Annotated in this window: 15 protein-coding genes; 10 read left to right on the forward strand and 5 right to left on the reverse strand. The window is 68.2% G+C overall.

Going from position 1 to position 18,219, the window contains the following annotated elements:
• Positions 1-4: 4 nt before the first annotated feature.
• Positions 5-715, reverse strand: a complete 711-nt coding sequence (locus GON04_RS01030; RefSeq protein ID WP_157396138.1) for a response regulator transcription factor — start codon at positions 713-715, stop codon at positions 5-7.
• A gap of 75 nt (positions 716-790) precedes the next feature.
• Between GON04_RS01030 and GON04_RS01035 the strand changes: the two genes are divergently transcribed.
• Complete coding sequence (locus tag GON04_RS01035; RefSeq protein WP_157396139.1) at positions 791-2,260, forward strand: class I adenylate-forming enzyme family protein; 1,470 nt, start codon at positions 791-793, stop codon at positions 2,258-2,260.
• On the opposite strand, the gene GON04_RS01040 is transcribed toward GON04_RS01035, so the two are convergent.
• Positions 2,248-3,603: an AmpG family muropeptide MFS transporter gene (locus GON04_RS01040; RefSeq protein ID WP_157396140.1), complete on the reverse strand. Its 1,356-nt coding sequence runs from the start codon at positions 3,601-3,603 to the stop codon at positions 2,248-2,250. The two genes, GON04_RS01035 and GON04_RS01040, sit on opposite strands and share 13 nt — an antisense overlap.
• Before the next feature lie 31 nt (positions 3,604-3,634).
• Between GON04_RS01040 and GON04_RS01045 the strand changes: the two genes are divergently transcribed.
• Positions 3,635-4,471 (forward strand): M48 family metallopeptidase, encoded by an 837-nt coding sequence (locus tag GON04_RS01045; protein ID WP_157396141.1) that lies wholly within the window; start codon positions 3,635-3,637, stop codon positions 4,469-4,471.
• On the opposite strand, the gene GON04_RS01050 is transcribed toward GON04_RS01045, so the two are convergent.
• The gene (locus GON04_RS01050) at positions 4,468-5,373 is read right to left on the reverse strand and encodes a DMT family transporter (RefSeq protein ID WP_157396142.1); all 906 of its coding nucleotides are present in this window, start codon (positions 5,371-5,373) and stop codon (positions 4,468-4,470) included. The genes GON04_RS01045 and GON04_RS01050 overlap by 4 nt on opposite strands.
• 35 nt (positions 5,374-5,408) lie before the next feature.
• Here GON04_RS01050 and pyrF point away from each other — a divergent pair, with 35 nt between their 5' ends.
• The gene (gene pyrF / locus GON04_RS01055; protein WP_157396143.1) at positions 5,409-6,236 is read left to right on the forward strand and encodes an orotidine-5'-phosphate decarboxylase; all 828 of its coding nucleotides are present in this window, start codon (positions 5,409-5,411) and stop codon (positions 6,234-6,236) included.
• On the opposite strand, the gene GON04_RS01060 is transcribed toward pyrF, so the two are convergent.
• Positions 6,233-6,448, reverse strand: a complete 216-nt coding sequence (locus GON04_RS01060; protein WP_157396144.1) for a DUF3606 domain-containing protein — start codon at positions 6,446-6,448, stop codon at positions 6,233-6,235. The two genes, pyrF and GON04_RS01060, sit on opposite strands and share 4 nt — an antisense overlap.
• A gap of 103 nt (positions 6,449-6,551) precedes the next feature.
• Entirely contained in the window at positions 6,552-9,458 is a 2,907-nt protein-coding gene (gene uvrA / locus GON04_RS01065; protein ID WP_181653582.1) for an excinuclease ABC subunit UvrA, read from the reverse strand.
• A 179-nt stretch (positions 9,459-9,637) separates the two neighbouring features.
• Between uvrA and GON04_RS01070 the strand changes: the two genes are divergently transcribed.
• The 7 genes from GON04_RS01070 (at position 9,638) to GON04_RS01100 (ending at position 18,186) form a co-directional block, all read left to right on the forward strand.
• A complete protein-coding gene (locus GON04_RS01070) occupies positions 9,638-10,168 on the forward strand; it encodes a hypothetical protein (protein WP_157396146.1) in 531 nt (176 codons plus the stop codon).
• A 148-nt stretch (positions 10,169-10,316) separates the two neighbouring features.
• A complete protein-coding gene (locus tag GON04_RS01075) occupies positions 10,317-11,522 on the forward strand; it encodes an MFS transporter (RefSeq protein WP_157396196.1) in 1,206 nt (401 codons plus the stop codon).
• Positions 11,523-11,555: 33 nt separating this feature from the next.
• Entirely contained in the window at positions 11,556-12,056 is a 501-nt protein-coding gene (gene ssb / locus GON04_RS01080; RefSeq protein ID WP_157396147.1) for a single-stranded DNA-binding protein, read from the forward strand.
• Between the two features lie 525 nt (positions 12,057-12,581).
• Positions 12,582-13,193, forward strand: coding sequence for a site-specific integrase (locus GON04_RS01085; protein ID WP_157396148.1), 612 nt, complete (start codon positions 12,582-12,584; stop codon positions 13,191-13,193).
• A gap of 199 nt (positions 13,194-13,392) precedes the next feature.
• Positions 13,393-14,661, forward strand: coding sequence for a site-specific integrase (locus GON04_RS01090; protein WP_157396149.1), 1,269 nt, complete (start codon positions 13,393-13,395; stop codon positions 14,659-14,661).
• Positions 14,658-16,181, forward strand: a complete 1,524-nt coding sequence (locus GON04_RS01095) for a site-specific integrase (protein ID WP_157396150.1) — start codon at positions 14,658-14,660, stop codon at positions 16,179-16,181. The genes GON04_RS01090 and GON04_RS01095 overlap by 4 nt, the downstream gene beginning before the upstream one ends.
• A complete protein-coding gene (locus tag GON04_RS01100) occupies positions 16,174-18,186 on the forward strand; it encodes an integrase (protein ID WP_157396151.1) in 2,013 nt (670 codons plus the stop codon). Before GON04_RS01095 ends, GON04_RS01100 begins: the two co-directional genes overlap by 8 nt.
• Positions 18,187-18,219: the final 33 nt, after the last annotated feature.

The following is an 18,219-nucleotide window of genomic DNA, read 5'->3' on the forward strand; positions in this document are numbered from 1 at the left end:
CGCGTCAGTCCTGCTGCTTGGCGAACACGTAGCCGACGCCGCGCACGGTGAGGATGCGCTTGGGGTTCTTGACGTCGGCCTCGATGGCGGCCCGGATGCGGCCCATGTGCACGTCGATCGAGCGGTCGAAGGCCTCCAGCTCGCGGCCGCGCACCGCCTCCATGATCTGGTCGCGCGTGAGCACGCGGCCGGCGCGCTCGGCCAGCGCCACCAGCAGGTCGAACTGGTAGGAGGTCAGCTCGCAGGTGTTGCCGGACACGGTGACGGTGCGGGCGTCGCGGTCGATCTCGAGCGAGCCGAAGCGCAGCCGCTTGGCCGGGGGCGGCGCGCCCTCGCCGCGGCGGCGCAGGATGGCGCGGATGCGCGCCAGCAGCTCGCGCGGCTCGAACGGCTTGGGCAGGTAGTCGTCGGCGCCCAGCTCGAGGCCGACGATGCGGTCCATCGGGTCGCCCTTGGCGGTGAGCATCAGCACCGGCACCCGGCCGGCGTCGCCGGGCATGGCGCGGATGCGGCGGCAGACCTCGAGGCCGTCGAGGTCCGGCAGCATGAGGTCGAGCACCACCAGGTCGGGGAGCGCGCCGGGCGGCTCCTGCAACAGGCCCAGTCCGGCGGTGGCATCGGCGGCCTTGGTCACGGTGAACCCGGAGCGCTCGAGGTACTCGCCGACCATCTGCGCAAGGCGCGCATCGTCTTCGATCATCAGGAGGTGCTGCATGGGGGCATGGTAATCACGCCCGCAGCTTCGCGGGCGCGCCGCAAGCCGCCTTGTCGCGGCGGTAAAGTTAGGTAAATGGCCCAAGCGTCCACGTTGCCGGAGCTGCTCGCGCTGCAGGCGCGCGGGCGCGGCGATGCGCCCGCCCTGCAGTTCGGCGACCAGACCATCGGCTATGCGGAACTGGCCGCGCGCGCCGACCGCATGGCCGCGCTCCTGGGCAACACCTGGGGCGTGCGCCCGGGCGAGCGCATCGCCTGGCTCGGCCTGAACCACCCGCAGCAGCTGGTGCTGCTGTTCGCGCTGGCGCGCCTGGGCGCGGTCCTGCTGCCGCTGAACATCCGGCTGGCCGTGCCGGAGTGGCAGGCCGTGCTGGCCGACTGCGGCGCGGCGCGGCTGCTGCACGACGCCACCTTCGCCGTCCCGGCGCAGGCGCTGGGGGCCGCCGGCGGACTGCCGGTCCATCCGCTGGAGACCCTGGACGGCGCCGGTGGCGGGCCGCCGCCGGACCGGGCGGCGCCCGACGTTCCGCTACTGCTGGTCTACACCTCCGGCACCAGCGGCCGCCCCAAGGGCGCGCTGCACACCCAGGCCAACCTGCTGGCCAACATGGCGATGGCGGCGGCGGTGCAGCAGCTCACGCCGCCCGACCGGGTGCTCACCGTGCTGCCGCTGTTCCACGTCGGCGGTCTGTGCATCCAGACGCTGCCGGCGCTGGGGGCGGGCGCGACCGTGCTGCTGCAGCCGCGCTTCGCGCCCGACGCCACCTTCGACGCCATCGAGCGCCAGCGGCCGACGCTCACCCTGCAGGTGCCGGCGACGATGAAGGCGCTGGTCGACGACCCGCGCTGGCCGGCGGCGGACCTGGGCAGCCTGCGCGCCGTCTGGGCCGGCTCCAGCCTGCTGCCCGAGCCGCTGGTGCAGGCCTTCCATGCGCGCGGGCTGCCGGTGTGCAACGTCTATGGCGCCACCGAGACCGGGCCGTTCTCGATCGCCCTGCCGCCGGCGCAGGCCGTCGGCCATGTCGGCTCGTGCGGCTGGCCGGCACCGGGCGTCGAGGTGCGGCTGGCGGGGCTGCAGCAGGGCGTGGGCGAGGTCTGGCTGCGCGCGCCCAACGTGGTGCAGCGCTACTGGCCCGACCAGCCGGCCACCGATGGCGAGGGCTGGTTCCACACCGGCGACCTGGCGCGCCAGGCCGGCGACGGCAGCTACACCATCGTCGGCCGGGCCCGGGACCTGATCATCTCGGGCGGCGAGAACATCCATCCGGCCGAACTCGAGGCGCCGCTGGCGGCGCACCCTGACGTGCTCGAGTGCGCAGCCTTCGGCCTGCCCGATGCGGACTGGGGCGAGGTGGTGGCGATGGCGGTGGTGCTGCGGCCGGGCGCCGCCTGCACCGACGCGCAACTGCGCGAGCACCTGGCGCAGCGGGTCGCGCGCTACAAGCTGCCGCGCCGCTGGCTGCGGCTGGACGCGCTGCCCAAGACGGCGCTGGGCAAGGTGCAGCGGGCCGTGCTGGCCGCGCGCGCCGGCCCTCAGGCGGGCTGAGGCGCCGCGCGCACCGGCTGCACCCGGCCGGCCAGCCACACCAGCAGCAGCACCGGCACGCCCAGGCAGGCGGTGGCGGTGAAGAAGTTGCCGTAGCCGAAGGCTTCGACGAACCGGCCGGAAAAGCCGGCCAGCCACTTGGGCAGCAGCAGCATCATGGAGCTGAAGAGCGCGTACTGGGTCGCCGAGTAGCTGACGTTGGTCAGGCCCGAGAGATAGGCGATGAAGCCGGCGGAGGCGATGCCCGACGACAGGTTGTCGGCCGAGATCACGAACACCAGTGCCGTGACGTCGTGGCCGCGGGTGCCCAGCCAGGCGAACAGCAGGTTGCTGGCGGCGCTGAGGACGGCCCCGAGCATCAGCACGCGCATGACGCCGAGCCGCAAGGACAGGATGCCGCCGATGAAGGTGCCGGCCAGCGTCATGACGACGCCGAAGACCTTGGTGATGGCCGCCACTTCGTCCTTGGTGTAGCCCATGTCCGAATAGAACGGGTTGGCCATGATGCCCATCACCACGTCGCTGATCCGGTAGATGGCGATCAGGGCCAGGATCAGCACGGCCTGGGTGCGGTAGCGACGCAGGAAGTCGGCGAACGGCTCGACCACCGTCTCGCGCAGCCATTGGGCGGCATCGCGCGCCGGCGGCAAGACGGCCTGCACCGGCTCGCGCGACAGCAGCACGGTGACCACGCCGACCAGCATGGAGGCGGCCATGGCCAGGTACGCGGCGCGCCAGGCGTCGTGCTGGTAGGTCCCGGCACCCGGCAACTCGGCGCGGGCGGCGATCCAGAACACGCCGGCGCCGGCCCAGATCATGGCGAGCCGGTAGCCGGTCTGGTAGGTGGCGGCCAGCGCGCCCTGGCGATTCACGTCCGCCGATTCGATCCGGAACGCGTCCAGGGCGATGTCCTGCGTGGCCGAGGCGAAGGCCACGAGCAGCGCGCACCAGGCCACCGCCGACCGGTCGACCTTCGGATCGAACCAGGCCATGCCGACCAGTCCGGCGATGACGGCGGCCTGGGCCAGCAGCAGCCAGCTGCGCCTGCGTCCGAGGGCGCGCGTGAGCAGCGGCAACGGCAGCCGATCGACCAGCGGTGCCCACGCCCACTTGAACGCGTACGCCAGGCCGACCCAGGACAGGTAGCCGATGGTCGCGAGGTCGATGCCGGCTTCGCGCAGCCGGAAGCTCAGGGTGCCCAGCACCAGCAGCAGCGGCAGGCCGGCCGAAAAGCCCAGCGACAGCATGCGCAGGGTGGCGGGTTCACGGTAGACCTTCAGGCTTTCCAGCCATCCGGCAGCGGGGCGCTCGTTCCGAGCCTGTGTGGGGGTGTTGTCTGACATTGGCTCGTCTGATTTTTTTTATTATTGCTGCATGTGCCAGTCGTGCTTCGCCCGTGCCAGTGCCTGGATGCCGCGCCGCGGATTCCTGGCACTCGCCGGTGCCGCCGCCGCCACACCGGTGTTGGCCCAGGTCGACGTCGGCGCGCCGTCGCGGGCCCGGGGCCTGGTGCCGGCGGACGAAATCGAGGCCGCATCGGCGCAGCAGTACTCGCAGATGATGGCCGAAGCGCGCCAGCAGAAGGCGCTGGCACCGGAGAACTACCCGCAGCTGCAGCGGCTGCGGTCCATCGCCGCCCGCCTGATCCCGCAAAGCCCGCGCTGGAACGAGCGCGCCAAGTCCTGGCGCTGGGAAGTGAACCTGATCGGCAGCAAGCAGATCAACGCGTTCTGCATGCCGGGCGGCAAGATCGCCTTCTACACCGGCCTGCTCGATCAACTGCAGCTGAGCGACGACGAGGCCGCCATGGTCATGGGCCACGAGATGGCGCACGCGCTGCGCGAACACGCGCGTGCCCGCATCGGCAAGGAGCAGGGCACCGGCGCGCTGCTGCAACTGGGCGCGCAGCTGTTCGGGCTCGGCCAGCTGGGCGACGTGGCGGCCAACATCGGCACCCAGCTGATCTCTCTGCGCTTCTCGCGCGAGGACGAGACCGAGGCCGACCTGGTGGGCCTGGAGCTCGGCGCCCGCGCCGGCTACCAGCCCGAAGCCTCGGTGTCGCTGTGGGAGAAGATGGGCAAGGCCTCGGGCGGCAGCCAGGGGCCGGCCTTCCTGTCGACGCACCCGACCGGCCCGGACCGGCTGGCCCGCCTGCGCGAGAACGTGCCCAAGGTGCGCGGCCTGTACCAGCAGGCCATCGCCGGTCGCTAGGCGCGCTGCACGCCGGCCAGCGCCGGCCGCCGCGCCGGCCACAGCACCGACGCGATCGCCACCACCATCAGCGCCACGGCGGCCCAGTCCTGCCAGTGGATCGCCTCCTTCAGCCACAGCGCGCCGGTGAACACGCCCAGCACCGGGATGAACATCACGCTCAGGCTGGAGGCGATCGGCGGCAGCACCCGCGCCAGGTAGAACCAGGCCGCGTGGGCGAAGCCGAAGATCAGCACCGCGTTGTACAGGATCGAGCCCCACACCGGCGCGCTCGGGACCTGCCAGTCGGCGCGCTCGAACAGCGTGCTGAGCACGGTCATCACGCACGCCGTCAGCAGCGTCATCCAGAACGAGATCGTCAGCGTGGGCCGGTCGATGGTGGTGCGGCGCAGCAACTGCGTGCCCAGCGCCCAGACCGCGGCCGCCACCAGCGCCAGCACCACGCCGACCGGCCGGCCGGCCAGGTGGGTGAGCTCGTGCCACAGCAGCAGGGCGACGCCGAGCGCGGCGGCGCTGACGCCCAGCCAGCCGCGGCGGCTCAGGGCGGTGGAGAACAGCAGGGCGCCGATCACGGCCGAAAAGATCGGCATGGTGTAGCCCAGGATGGCGGCGCGGCCGCTGGACAGGGTGCGCACCGCCAGGATGATGCAGGCGTGCCAGACGAACATGTTGGTGGCGGCCAGCCAGAGCAGCTGCGGCCAGTCGCGCCGCGCGATCGAGAACGGTACCTTCAGCAGCAGCAGCACCGCGGCCAGCACCGGCACGCCGATCCAGATCGAGAGCGCGCGGAAGGCCAGCGGCGGGTACGCGGTGACGCCGATCTTCATCACCGGCCAGTTCACGCCCCACACCAGGGTCAGGAGCACGAGGAGGACGAGTTGCTGCCGGGTCAGTCGCTGCATGGGGCGCGATTGTGGGTCATCCGTACAATCGAAGCATGACGTTCCTCGAGATGCTGCAGGACGCGCAGCAGCGCAACGCCTCGATGCTTTGCGTGGGCCTCGACCCCGAGCCCAAGCGCCTGCCGGGCGCGATGCAGGGCGACCCGTCGCGCATCCACGAGTTCTGCGCCCGCATCGTCGAGGCCACCGCCGACCTCGCGATCGCCTTCAAGCCGCAGATCGCCTACTTCGCCGCCCACCGCGCCGAGGCCCAGCTGGAGCAGCTGGTGGCCCACATCCGCCGGGTGGCGCCGCACGTGCCGGTGATCCTCGATGCCAAGCGCGGCGACATCGGCTCCACCGCCGAGCAGTACGCGATCGAGGCCTTCGAGCGCTACGACGCCGACGCCGTGACGCTGTCCCCCTTCATGGGCTTCGACTCGGTGCAACCCTACCTGCGGCACCCGGGCAAGGGCGCCTTCCTGCTGTGCCGCACCTCCAACCCGGGCGGCGACGACCTGCAGAACCAGCGCCTGGGCTCGGTCGACGGCAACCCGCTGCTGTACGAGCACGTGGCGCGTTTGGCGCAGGGCCCCTGGAACCTGAACGGCCAGCTCGGCCTGGTGGTCGGCGCGACCTACCCGAACGAGATCGAGCGCGTGCGTGCGCTGGCGCCCACGCTGCCGTTGCTGATCCCCGGCGTCGGGGCGCAGGGCGGCGACGCCGTCGCCACCGTGCGGGCCGGCTGGCGGCCCGACGGTCCGATCGTCGTCAACTCCTCGCGGGCCATCCTCTACGCCTCCTCCGGCGCCGACTTCGCCGATGCGGCGCGGGCCGAGGCGCTGCGCACCCGCGCCGTGCTGGCGGCGGCGCGGCCGGCCTAACCGCCCAGCTCGGCCACCCGGTCGGCGTTGGTGGTGCTGTGGCTGCCCTTGAGGTGCATCTCGACGTCGGCGGCGATGGCGCCGACTGCGCGCACCGCTTCGTGCAGCTGCCGCTCGGTGGTGTCGAGCTTGCGGGCCCAGGCGGCGCAGTCCTGCGGATCGTTCACGTCGATGCGGTCGGGCTCCACGCCCGGCTGGGTGGATGGGGACATGGCCGAACCTCCTGCTGCTGCGATGCCTCAGGCTAGTTCGGCCACCCCGTCCGCGCTGTAGGCCGGTGCCGCACACGGCCGCACCGGCCCGGGGCGCGCCCGGCTAGAGCAGCCGCTGCAGGTAGCGGCCGGTGTGGCTGGCCGGATCGGCCGCCACCTGCTCGGGCGTGCCGGCCACCACCACCGTGCCACCGCCGGCGCCGCCCTCGGGGCCCATGTCGATCACCCAGTCGGCCGTCTTGATGACGTCCAGGTTGTGCTCGATGATGACGATGGTGTTGCCGGCATCGCGCAGCTGGTGCAGCACCTTCAGCAGCAGGTCGGTGTCGGCGAAGTGCAGCCCGGTGGTGGGCTCGTCCAGGATGTAGAGCGTGCGGCCGGTGTCGCGCTTGGACAGCTCCAGCGCCAGCTTGACGCGCTGCGCCTCGCCGCCCGACAGCGTGGTGGCCGCCTGCCCCAGCTTGACGTACGACAGGCCCACGTCCAGCAGCGTCTGCAGCTTGCGGGCGATGGCCGGCACGGGCTTCAGGAACTCGTAGGCGTCCTCCACCGTCAGGTCCAGGATCTGGGCGATGTTGCGGCCCTTCCACTGCACCTCCAGCGTCTCGCGGTTGTAGCGCTGGCCGCGGCAGACATCGCAGGGCACGTAGACGTCAGGCAGGAAGTGCATCTCGACCTTCACCACGCCGTCGCCCTGGCAGGCCTCGCAGCGGCCGCCGGCGACGTTGAAGGAGAACCGGCCCGGGCCGTAGCCGCGTTCCTTGGCGGTGGCGGTCTCGGCCATCAGCTCGCGGATCGGCGTGAACAGGCCGCTGTAGGTGGCCGGGTTGCTGCGCGGGGTGCGGCCGATCGGCGACTGGTCGACGTTGATCACCTTGTCGAAATGGTCGATGCCCTCGATGGCGACGTGCGGCGCCGGCTCCTCGTGGGCGCGGTACAGCTCGCGCGCCACCGCCGCGTACAGCGTGTCGTTCACCAGGGTCGACTTGCCCGAGCCCGAGACGCCGGTCACGCAGGTCAGCAGCCCGACCGGGATGTCGACCGTCACGTCCTTCAGGTTGTTGCCGTGCGCGCCCTCGATGCGCAGCTTCTGCACCGCGCCGGCCTTGCCGCCGGCCAGCGGCAGCCAGGGGTGGCGCGTGGCCGGCACCGGGATGACCCGGCGGCGCGACAGGTACTGGCCGGTGAGCGAATCGGCGCTGGCCTCGACGTCGGCCGGCGTGCCCTGCGCCATCACCCGGCCGCCGTGCAGGCCGGCGCCCGGTCCCATGTCGACCACGTGGTCGGCGGCGCGGATCATGTCCTCGTCGTGCTCGACCACCAGCACGCTGTTGCCGATGTCGCGCAGGTGCTGCAGGGTGCCGATCAGGCGGTCGTTGTCGCGCTGGTGCAGGCCGATGCTGGGCTCGTCCAGCACGTACATCACGCCGGTGAGGCCGGAGCCGATCTGGCTGGCCAGCCGGATGCGCTGCGCCTCGCCGCCCGACAGGGTCTCGGCGCTGCGGTCCAGGCTCAGGTAGTTGAGGCCGACGTCGTTGAGGAAGCGCAGCCGGTTGGCGATCTCGCGCACCACCTTGTCGGCGATCTCGGCCTTCGAGCCGGCCAGCTGCAGCGACGAGAAGTAGTCGAGGCAGTCGCGCAACGTGAGGTGGCTGATGGTGTGGATGGTGCGCGCCTGCGCCTGGTCGCCCACCCGCACGTGGCGCGCCTCCGGTCGCAGCCGGGTGCCGCCGCACTCGGGGCAGGGCTGCAGGCTGCGGTAGCGCGCCAGTTCCTCGCGCACCGCCGGCGCGTCGGTCTCGCGGTAGCGCCGCGCCATGCCGGGGATGATGCCCTCGAAGGGGTGCTTCTTCGTGACCTTCCTGCCGGCCGTGCTGCCCGACTCCATCACGTAGTGGAAGCGGATCTCCTCTTCGCCCGAGCCGTGCAGCAGCACCTGCTGCACCGGCGCGGGCAGCGACTCGAACGGGGCGTCGACGCTGAAGCCGTAGTGCTTGGCCAGGCTCTCGACCAGGCCGAAGTAGTAGGGGTTGCGCCGGTCCCAGCCCTTGACCGCGCCCGAGGCCAGCGACAGCGAGGGAAAGGCCACCACCCGCTGCGGGTCGAAGTGCTCCATCGCGCCCAGGCCGTCGCAGGCCGGGCAGGCGCCCACCGGCGAGTTGAACGAGAACAGGCGTGGTTCCAGCTCGCTGATCGAGTAGTGGCAGATCGGGCAGGCGAACTTGGCGTTGAACAGGTGCTCGGTGCCGCCGTCCATCTCCAGCGCCACCGCCCGGCCCTCGGCCAGCCGCAGTGCCGCCTCGAAGCTCTCGGCCAGGCGCTGCTGCACCTCGGGCCGCACCTTCAGGCGGTCGATGACGACATCGATGTCGTGCTTCTCGGTCTTCTTCAGCTTGGGCAGCTGGTCGAACTCGTACGGCGTGCCGTTGACGCGGAAGCGCACGTAGCCCTGCGCCTGCATGTGCGCGAACACGTCCTCGAACTCGCCCTTGCGCTCGCGCGCGATCGGCGCCAGCACCATCAGTCGGGTGTCGGGCGGCAGCGCCAGCACGGTGTCCACCATCTGGGACACGGTCTGCGAGGTCAGCGGGATGTCGTGGGTGGGGCAGTAGGGCGTGCCGGCGCGGGCGAACAGCAGCCGCAGGTAGTCATGGATCTCGGTCACTGTGCCGACGGTCGAGCGCGGGTTGTGGCTGGTGGCCTTCTGCTCGATCGAGATCGCGGGCGACAGGCCCTCGATCAGGTCGACGTCGGGCTTGTCCATGAGCTGCAGGAACTGCCGCGCATAGGCCGACAGGCTCTCGACGTAGCGCCGCTGGCCCTCGGCATACAGCGTGTCGAAGGCGAGCGACGACTTGCCCGAGCCCGACAGGCCGGTGATCACCACCAGCCGGTTGCGCGGCAGGTCGAGATCGATGTTCTTGAGGTTGTGGGTGCGCGCGCCGCGGATGCTGATCCGCTGCCTCAAGGCCTCTTGCAAGGACTTGCCGTGGGTGCTGTCGTTCAAGATGGGCCGGGCCGAGGGAAACCCGACATGATAGGGCGCCGACGCCGGCGGGCGCGAGAGGCGGCAGCCCGATTCGCCGGCGAGCCCGCCCGTGCTGTAAGCGGGCGAGTCAGTTGTATCGCGGGGAGTAAAGCGCCCACGCCCGGCGTTCATGGGGTGTCAACACCCCTGGAGACGACGCCATGCCCTACCTTGCCCACCCCCTGCTGGCTGCCTGCCGGCGCCCCTGCGCGGCCATTGGACGGCTGCTGCCCGCCGTCGCGGCGGCGCTGCTGGCCGGCGCGGCCCTGGCGCCGGCCGCCGCCCTGGCCGATGACCTGCTGGTGCGGTTCGACGGCGGCATCGGCTCGCAGCCGCTGCGTTCCGGCCCGGCCGTCAACACGGTCCAGAACGTCAATCCCGGCGGCATCCCCTGGGTCATCGCCGAGCTGCGCGCCGACGTGCGCACCGACGGCAGGATCCGGGTCAACGGCCGCGGTCTGCTGCTGGCCGGCGGCAACGGCGTCGGCACCAACGGCAACCAGAGCGTGCGGGCCCGGCTGTTCTGCGACGGTGCGGCGTCCGACAGCAACCTGGTCGCGCTGGAGCCGAACGGCGACTTCCGCATCGACGACCGTCTGGTGCCGACGCCGCCGACTCCCTGCAACAGCCCCATCCTGCTGATCGTCAGCGGCGGCGGCAACTGGTTCGCGGCCGGCATCCCGGACCGCTGACCTTGACTGGCCCCTGCGCGGGGCCTTCGCGCGCGCTGTCGGCGGGGCGGCGCGCACATCCACGACAATCGGCGTCTTTTGCCGGGCGGCCGCCCGGCCCCCGCCCGACGCCGTGACTCCCACCCCCGTCCCCGCCCCGTCTGGCCGCATGACGCCGCTGGAGCGCCGCGCCAGCGTTTCGCTGGCCACCGTGTTCGCCTCGCGCATGCTGGGGCTGTTCCTGGTGCTGCCGGTGTTCGCGCTGGAGGCGGCCCGCTATCCCGGCGGCACCGACACCGCGCTGGTCGGCCTCGCGATGGGCATCTACGGCCTGACCCAGGGCATGCTGCAGATCCCGTTCGGGCTGGCCTCGGACCGCTTCGGCCGCAAGCGGGTGATCCTGCTCGGCCTGCTGGTGTTCGCGGCCGGCAGCTTCGTCGCCGCCGCCGCCCACAGCCTGACCTGGCTCATCGTGGGCCGGTCGCTGCAGGGCGCCGGCGCCGTCTCGGCCGCGGTCACGGCCCTGCTGGCCGACCAGACCCGCGACGAGGTCCGCACCAAGGCCATGGCGCTGGTCGGCGCCAGCATCGGGCTGATGTTCGCGCTGTCGCTGGTGGCGGCGCCGGCGATCGCCGCGCTGGTCGGCCTGTCCGGCCTGTTCGCACTCACCGGCGCGCTGGCGGTCGGCTGCATGGCCGTGGTGGGCTGGTGGACCCCGGCCGAGCCGGTCCAGCACAAGTCCGCGCCGCGCGGCCGGCTGGCCGAGGTGCTGGTGCACGGGCCGCTGCTGCGGCTGAACGTCGGGGTGTTCGTGCTGCACGCGGTGCAGCTGGCGATGTGGGTGGCCGTGCCGGCGCTGCTGGTGCAGTCCGGACTGGCCAAGGAGCGCCACTGGCTGGTCTACCTGCCGGCCGTGGTGGCCTCCTTCGTCGTCATGGGCGCCACCCTGTTCCCGCTCGAGCGGCGCGGCTACCTGCGGGCGGTGTTCCTGGCCGCCATCGGCCTCATCACCCTGGTGGAGATCGCGCTGACGCTGCTGCCGGCCCCCGGCACCGGCTGGCTCGCGATGCTGCTGTTCCTGTTCTTCTGCGGCTTCAACGTCCTCGAGGCCAGCCAGCCCAGCATGGCGTCGCGGGTGGCGCCGCCGCACGCGCGCGGCGCGGCGCTGGGCGTCTACAACACCCTCCAATCACTGGGCTTCTTTGCCGGCGGCGCGGTCGGCGGCTGGCTGGCCCAGCACGTTGGGGGACAGGCGCTGTTCGCCGCCTGCGCCGTGCTGATGCTGGTCTGGCTGCTGGTGGCATGGCCCATGCGCGCGCCGGCCCGGCAACCGTCGGCCGAGGAAGTGCTGGCCGAAGAAGCGCAGGCGACATAGAGATAATGGTCAATCCCCCCAGGAGGACAGAACATGGCATCCGTCAACAAGGTCATCATCGTCGGCAACCTCGGCCGCGATCCCGAAATGCGCACCTTCCCCAGCGGTGACCGGGTCGCCAACGTCACCATCGCCACCACCGACCGCTGGAAGGACAAGCAGAGCGGCGAGATGAAGGAGGCCACCGAGTGGCACCGGGTGGTGTTCAACGGCCGCCTGGCCGAGATCGCCGGCGAGTACCTGCGCAAGGGCTCAGCGGTCTACGTCGAGGGCAGCCTGCGCACCCGCAAGTGGACCGACCAGCAGGGCGTGGAGAAGTACACCACCGAGATCCGCGCCGACCAGATGCAGATGCTGGGCAAGCGCGAAGGCATGGGCGCGCCCTCGGGCGGCGACGACGATGGCGGCGGCTACGACAGCGCGCCGCGGCGCGCCCCGGCGGCCGCGCCGCGCGCCGCGCCGGCAGCCCAGCGCCCCGCCCCCAGCAAGCCGTCGTCGGGCTTCGACGACATGGACGACGACATCCCGTTCTAGCTCGGATAAAGACGCTTTTTTGTTGGTAGGAGGCCCAGTTCCAGAGGGAACTGGGCCTCCTTTCGCTATCAACACTCAAAAATTCGGGCTGCTGCCACCCTCGCAGAACTGGTACTTGCGCTGTCTGTGGGTACGTCGGTAGACTTAGCTCGCAATCGGGCAACGGGACTAGCCACCCCATCTCTTGCGGGTCCACACGACCTAGGGTGAATATGGCTTCGGATACTCAGCCCATATCCATGTTGGGTATGTAAGGCATACCTGTCGTCCTCCGGGGCGGCGAAAGCGTGACCGCAAAGCAAGAACGGAAGCGCACCTGCATGGCCTTTGGAGGCCAGGGGGTGGCTCTGTGTTTGTTTTGCGATTTCGCAATGCGCGAGCGCGTCGGCGCCTCGGCGCTTTTCTAAGTAACTCATCTGTTCGCGGTCTGCCGGCCGTGCGGACGGACACGCCTGCGCACGATCGAACGATCTCCGCCTCACGCAGCCCTGAGGTTCGTCGGCCCGTTGGCGAGGAGGGCAAGCCATGAGGCCTCACTTCTTCGTGCGCCGGCTGCGCTTCGAAAATGGTGAGCGCACGTCAGTCGTGGTGCGCCTCGACGCCGACTTGCCGGACCATGCGGCGGCAGGCTGGATGCCGCTTGCCTCAAGGCTGGGGATTGACCAGGAGCAAGAGGATGTCTTGCTCGCTGCCATCGACCCAGACTCCTCCGCCAATCCGTGGAAGGATCCCTTTGTCCGGCTGCGCAACTTCCTCATCGTCGTGTTGTATCTCGCTGCCGGCATCCGGCGATGCGAGTTGGTCGGAATGCAAGTCGGCGACCTCAGTGTCTGGTGGCCGGAGACCATCATCTATCACCGGGATCATGAGCCGATCGACAGACACCCGCGCCAGCCAGTCGTCATCGAAACTGCAGGTCTAGAGGCGACACTTGGCATCGCCGTGATTCAGCGACTCTCGAGCTACCTTGAGGCTCGACGGAAGCGGGATCCCGTCGGGAACATCGCTCAGCTGTGGATCCGCAATGGCGGAAGCGCCGCGCTCACCGAGGGCGATATCGGCAGGATCTTCAACGACATCCGCAAAGCCTGCTCCAGGACACCGGCACGCGGGTCGGGCGGCACGGGGAAAACGTGATGGGGCCGCTGGACGTTTCGCGGCGCCTTCGCTTTAGGGGTGGGGAACGCAGCTCGCACCACCGCCTCAGCCCATGCTCCTTCAAATCATCTAGTCGGTCGGAGCCGCCGTCGTGGGGATGGGCGGTGCTGCGCATGGCCGGACGATCTCGGCCGCACACATCTGCGAAACCCGCTGCGCTCTGTAAGGGGGGCCAGCTATGAAGCCGCTGTACTTTGCGCGGAGACTGCGCTTCGAAAATGGTGAGCGCACGTCGACTGTGATGCGCAGCGACACTGGCATGCCGATCCATGCGACCGTACTGTTCATCAATCGGTACCGATTGCAAGGTATCAAGGCAAACACGATCCATAAGATCGCCGGCTCACTGGCCCTGCTCTACCGGCACTGCCACCATAAGAAGCTCGATCTGGAGGCCCGGCTTCGCGCAGGCAAGTTCTTAACGAGCGCCGAGCTCGACCAGCTGGCCGACCTTGCCCAGTACCACGTCAAGGACCTGGACGAAGAACGGGCTGATGGCGGCGGAGTCTCGGCCTCCAAGGTCCGCAGCCTTGAACGGATGCGGATGCGCCGGAAGAAGGCCAAGGAACGCCAGCTTGTTGAGGTGCCTACGCGCGCGACCAGGACCAGGCACTTCGTGTCCTACTTGGAATTCCTGGGCGACTACTACGCCCGCCAGCTTCCTCTTGCCGCGAGTGATGCTTTCCTGCAAGAGATCGCGAAAGGCATCAAAGCGCTCGAGAAAATGGTCCCTCGGTACTCGAACTGGGCGAAGCTCGGCTCGAGGAAGGGAATGAGCGAGGAGGCGATGGAGCTCTTGGTCGCGGTCGTCGACCCAGACTCTCCCGCCAATCCGTGGAAGGTTCCTTTCGTCAGGTTGCGCAACTTCCTCATCGTCGTGTTGTATCTCGCTGCCGGCATCCGGCGTGGCGAGATGGCCGGACTGCAAGTCGGTGACCTCGGTACCTCGAGGCTAGTCATCACCATCTATCGACGAGCAGATGATGAGAATGACAAGCGCGTACACCAGCCGGTCGCCAAGACTGCTGACCGAGAGATCACGGTTGACATTGCGCTGATGCAACGACTCCAGGACTACCTGGGAGAGCGTCGGAAAAAGAAGCCCGCCAGAAAGATCCCGCAGCTGTGGGTCACCGATGACGGGACCGCTGCCCTTTCCTACGACTCCATCGGAAAGATCTTCAACGACATCCGTAAAGCGTGTCCCGAACTCCCCCGCACGCTGACCACGCACGTGCTTCGGCATACCTGGAACGACCGCTTCTCGGAAGTCGCGACAAGGATGGGGCTCAAGCCCGCGGAGGAGGAGAAGGCGCGAGCCACGCATCAGGGCTGGAGTCCGGGCTCGAAGATGCCTGCCCGATACACGTTGCGAACCATTGAGGCGAACGCGCGAAAGGTCGGCCTCAAGCTTCAACAAGACCTCGAAAGCAGGATCAAAGAATGAAGAGCGACAAGACCTCAGCCAACGCACTCATATCTGCGCTCCCGAAGGAAGCGTTCACCAAAAACGGCGTGAAGTTCTTCCCGCGAGAGAACCCTTGGAAGTTCCAAGACGGCGTGGTCGCAGTCCACATCAATTTCGATCGGATTGCCTCCGAATGTCGCGCGCTGGAGCTGTCGCTTCGCTGGACACTGATGTCAGCCCTGCGCGGCATGGCGCCTAGGTACGCGCAGAACCTGTTCGAGGCGTTCGTTCACTTTTCGCAGAAGCTCCAAGCCGCCGGCACCGGCTGCATCAGTGTTGGAGTTCGCGAAATTCAGGCGTTCAAGGCGCAGCTGCTGCCGCACGAGCAGTACCGCGTGGGCACCCTCAATGCGCTGCTGCAACGATGGTTTAGTCTCAACCAGCCGGGTGTCGACGAAGAGAGCATCGACTATCTGCGCGAGAGCCGCAAGCCGGGCAACAGAAAAGGGCATGCAGTTCGGACACACGATCCAGTGCGAGGGCCATTCACGGCCATTGAGTACACGCTGTTGTACAGGGCTCTCGACCAGGCGTACGGCGCCGGGGAACTGGCCGTGTGGAGCTTCGTGCTGGGGCGGCTTCTCTTCGCAACCGGGGCACGGATTTCGCAGTACGCATCGATGAAACTGTGCGACCTGAAAGTCGACACCACGCCCGATGGTCGGCGCACGTTTACTGTCTACGTCCCACAAGTCAAGAAGGGCGACGAGCACTCGAGAAAGCAGCTAAAACCCTTCGAACTCTCCCCCCAGACCGGGCAGCTGGTGCTCGACTACATCGAGGCTTCCCTGGCGAAAGGCGCCGCGTCCGACGCGCCGTTCTTCCCGTCCAACAGGCCGAGCGCCGGCGCCGGAGCATTCTTGGGCCACTGTACCGGGCAAGAGCTCTCACAGCGCTTCCGTGAAGCGATAGAGCCGCACGTCCCAACGAGTCATCGACTGAACGGCGCGGACCTGCCGGTGTCCCCGACCCGATTTCGGTACACCTTCGGCACCCGGATGGCCGAGCAAGGCTGCAGCCGAGCGGTTATCGCTGACCGGCTCGGCCACTCCGATTTGCAGAACGTGGAGGTGTACTTCGAAGTGTCACCGGAACTCGCGGAGGACATCGACGAAGCCCTTTCCAGCTCTTTGGCGCCCATCGCCCAAGCCTTCCACGGCCGCCTGATCGAGAACGGATCGCAGGCAACCTTTGCCGGCGAGCCAGGATCCACGATCTTCGATTTCCGGCTCGCAAAGTCAGGTCTCGGAAGCTGCGGAACAAAGGCCTACTGCGGCTTCGATAAGCCGGTGGCCTGCTACACCTGCTTCAAGTTCGAGCCCTGGCTGGATGCACCCCACGAGAAAGTTCTTCACCGTCTCATAGAAGATCGAGAGCGGCATCGTACCGACAAGAGCATCGCTACTGTCAATGATGACGCCATCATCGCGGTCCGTGAAGTGATTTCGGACTGTGCCGCGGTTCGCGCGCAGCGCGATGGAGGGGCGCTCAATGCCTGACGGCCTCATCCATTTCACACCCCGATCTGAGCTTAACGGCCACGCCAACGTCAGCGCTTTCATCAAGCTGTGCCGGCACGCCCCCGTTCTCAATGCCCACAAGCAATTCGACGAGAACATTTGGGAAACCGAAAAGACCAGGAAGGGAAAGAACGGTGTCGAGCGGATCGTCTTCAACACGTTGGAGGCTGCGAAGGGCGCCAAACATCTGCCAGCCCTACCGGAACCCTTTGTTTCCTTTGCCAAGGCCGTCATCGTCTATCTGGAAGACAAGCGTCCGGTCGTCTCGCAAGGGCCGAGGCTCTCCGCTTTGCGCTGCCTGGAGGCTGCACTGCGCGAGAACGCCAGGGACCGCAGACCGACAGCTGTGACACCCACTGTCTTGGACGCCGCAGTCGATCTGGCCAGGCGGAACTTAAGCGACGCCGTTGCGTACAGGGTAGCCGGGGCGCTGGAGGCGATCGCTGAATTGATGCGCGAGAAGCGGTTCATTCGCATGAACACCCGTTGGGTGCACAGTGTTCCGAAACCGCGCGAGACTGGATCGCGCATCGATGAGGCATCACTTAGGGCGCGCCAGGAGAAGCTCCCATCGCCGGCGGCGATCCGCGGATTGGCAGGGGTCTTCCTCACTGCCATGGGTGTCGCTGACACCCTCATCTCCTCTTCCGCCACGTTGATGATGTGCGCGCCAGAGCGGATCAACGAAGTCGTCCGCCTGCGGCGCAACTGCATTGATGAAGGCGAAGGGCGGCTCGAGGGAAAACTCGGACTGCGGTGGTCTGGGTCCAAGGGCGCCGCTGACATTGTGAAGCCCATACCTACCAAGATGGCTGACATCGCGCGAGAGGCGATCAGCCGACTTGAGACCTGCTCGCGAGCGGCGCACGAAATCGCTGCCTGGTACGTCCATAACCCTCGCAAGATCTACCTGGCGAAGGACGTGGAGCATCTTCGTGCAAAGAAGCTCCTGACCACAGCCGAGGTAAGCCAGATCCTATGGGGTCCAGCTGGCGGCGCTGCTGTTCAATGGTGCAACAAGGAGGGCATCGAGCTGATCAAGGACGGGCGCACCGCGAGGGTGCGCTTCAGCGATGTCGAGAGGGCAGTGCTGTCCATGCTGCCTCGATCCTTCCCGTATCTGCCAGGAGACGGCCCTCCCATTCGTGTTGACGAAGCACTTTGCGTGATGCGAAAGAACGAGCTTCACCCGGGCCGCGCAACCTACGAATGCATGTTCGACGTCCTCGAGCAGAGCGATATCGGTTCACGTCTGGGCCAGAGAAATGACAGCGGGATTCCGTCCATCTTCGCCAAGTACGGCTTCACGGAGGACGACGGAAGTCCAATCGTCGTCAACTCTCACGCGTTCAGGCACTACCTGGAAACGCTTGCAGAGATGGGTGGGCTTACCGATGTCCAGATCGCGGCATTCAGCGGTCGCGTGGACGTGAGGCAGAACAGCGCCTACGACCACATGACGTCGGACCAAGCGCAGGCCCCGATCCACCGAGCCACTAAGGAGCACGGGTTCATGAGTGGCCTCGTGAAGGCTCCTTCCCGCACATTGATCAATCGGGCTGACTTCGTGAAGCTGGATATTGGTGCGACGCACACGACCGACTACGGGTTCTGCCGGCACGACTTCGCCGCGGAACCCTGCCAGATGCACCGCGACTGTCTGAATTGCGACGAGGAGGTGTGCGTTAAGGGAGAGGTTCACAAGCTAGCCGCGCTGCGGTTGCGCGTCGCGGAGACGAAACGCGCCCTGTCGGTGGCCAAGAAGGCCCTGACCGATCACGAGTTCGGCGCGGACAGGTGGGTCGCCCACCAGCAGAAGACGCTGATGCGCGCGGAGGAACTGCTGGCGCTGCTTACGAATCCTGATACCCCGGATGGCACTGTCATCACTTTGGCTGCCGAAGATCAGCCAATGCCGATCGGTCATGTAGCGCCCAGCGCGACTACGCGGATCTCGTCCGCCCACCAGAGGGCTCTGAAATGAGGAAGAGCAGAGCCCCCGATCTCACAGACCATC

Origin of the sequence: Ramlibacter pinisoli (assembly GCF_009758015.1) — a bacterium.
Taxonomy (GTDB): domain Bacteria; phylum Pseudomonadota; class Gammaproteobacteria; order Burkholderiales; family Burkholderiaceae_C; genus Ramlibacter; species Ramlibacter pinisoli.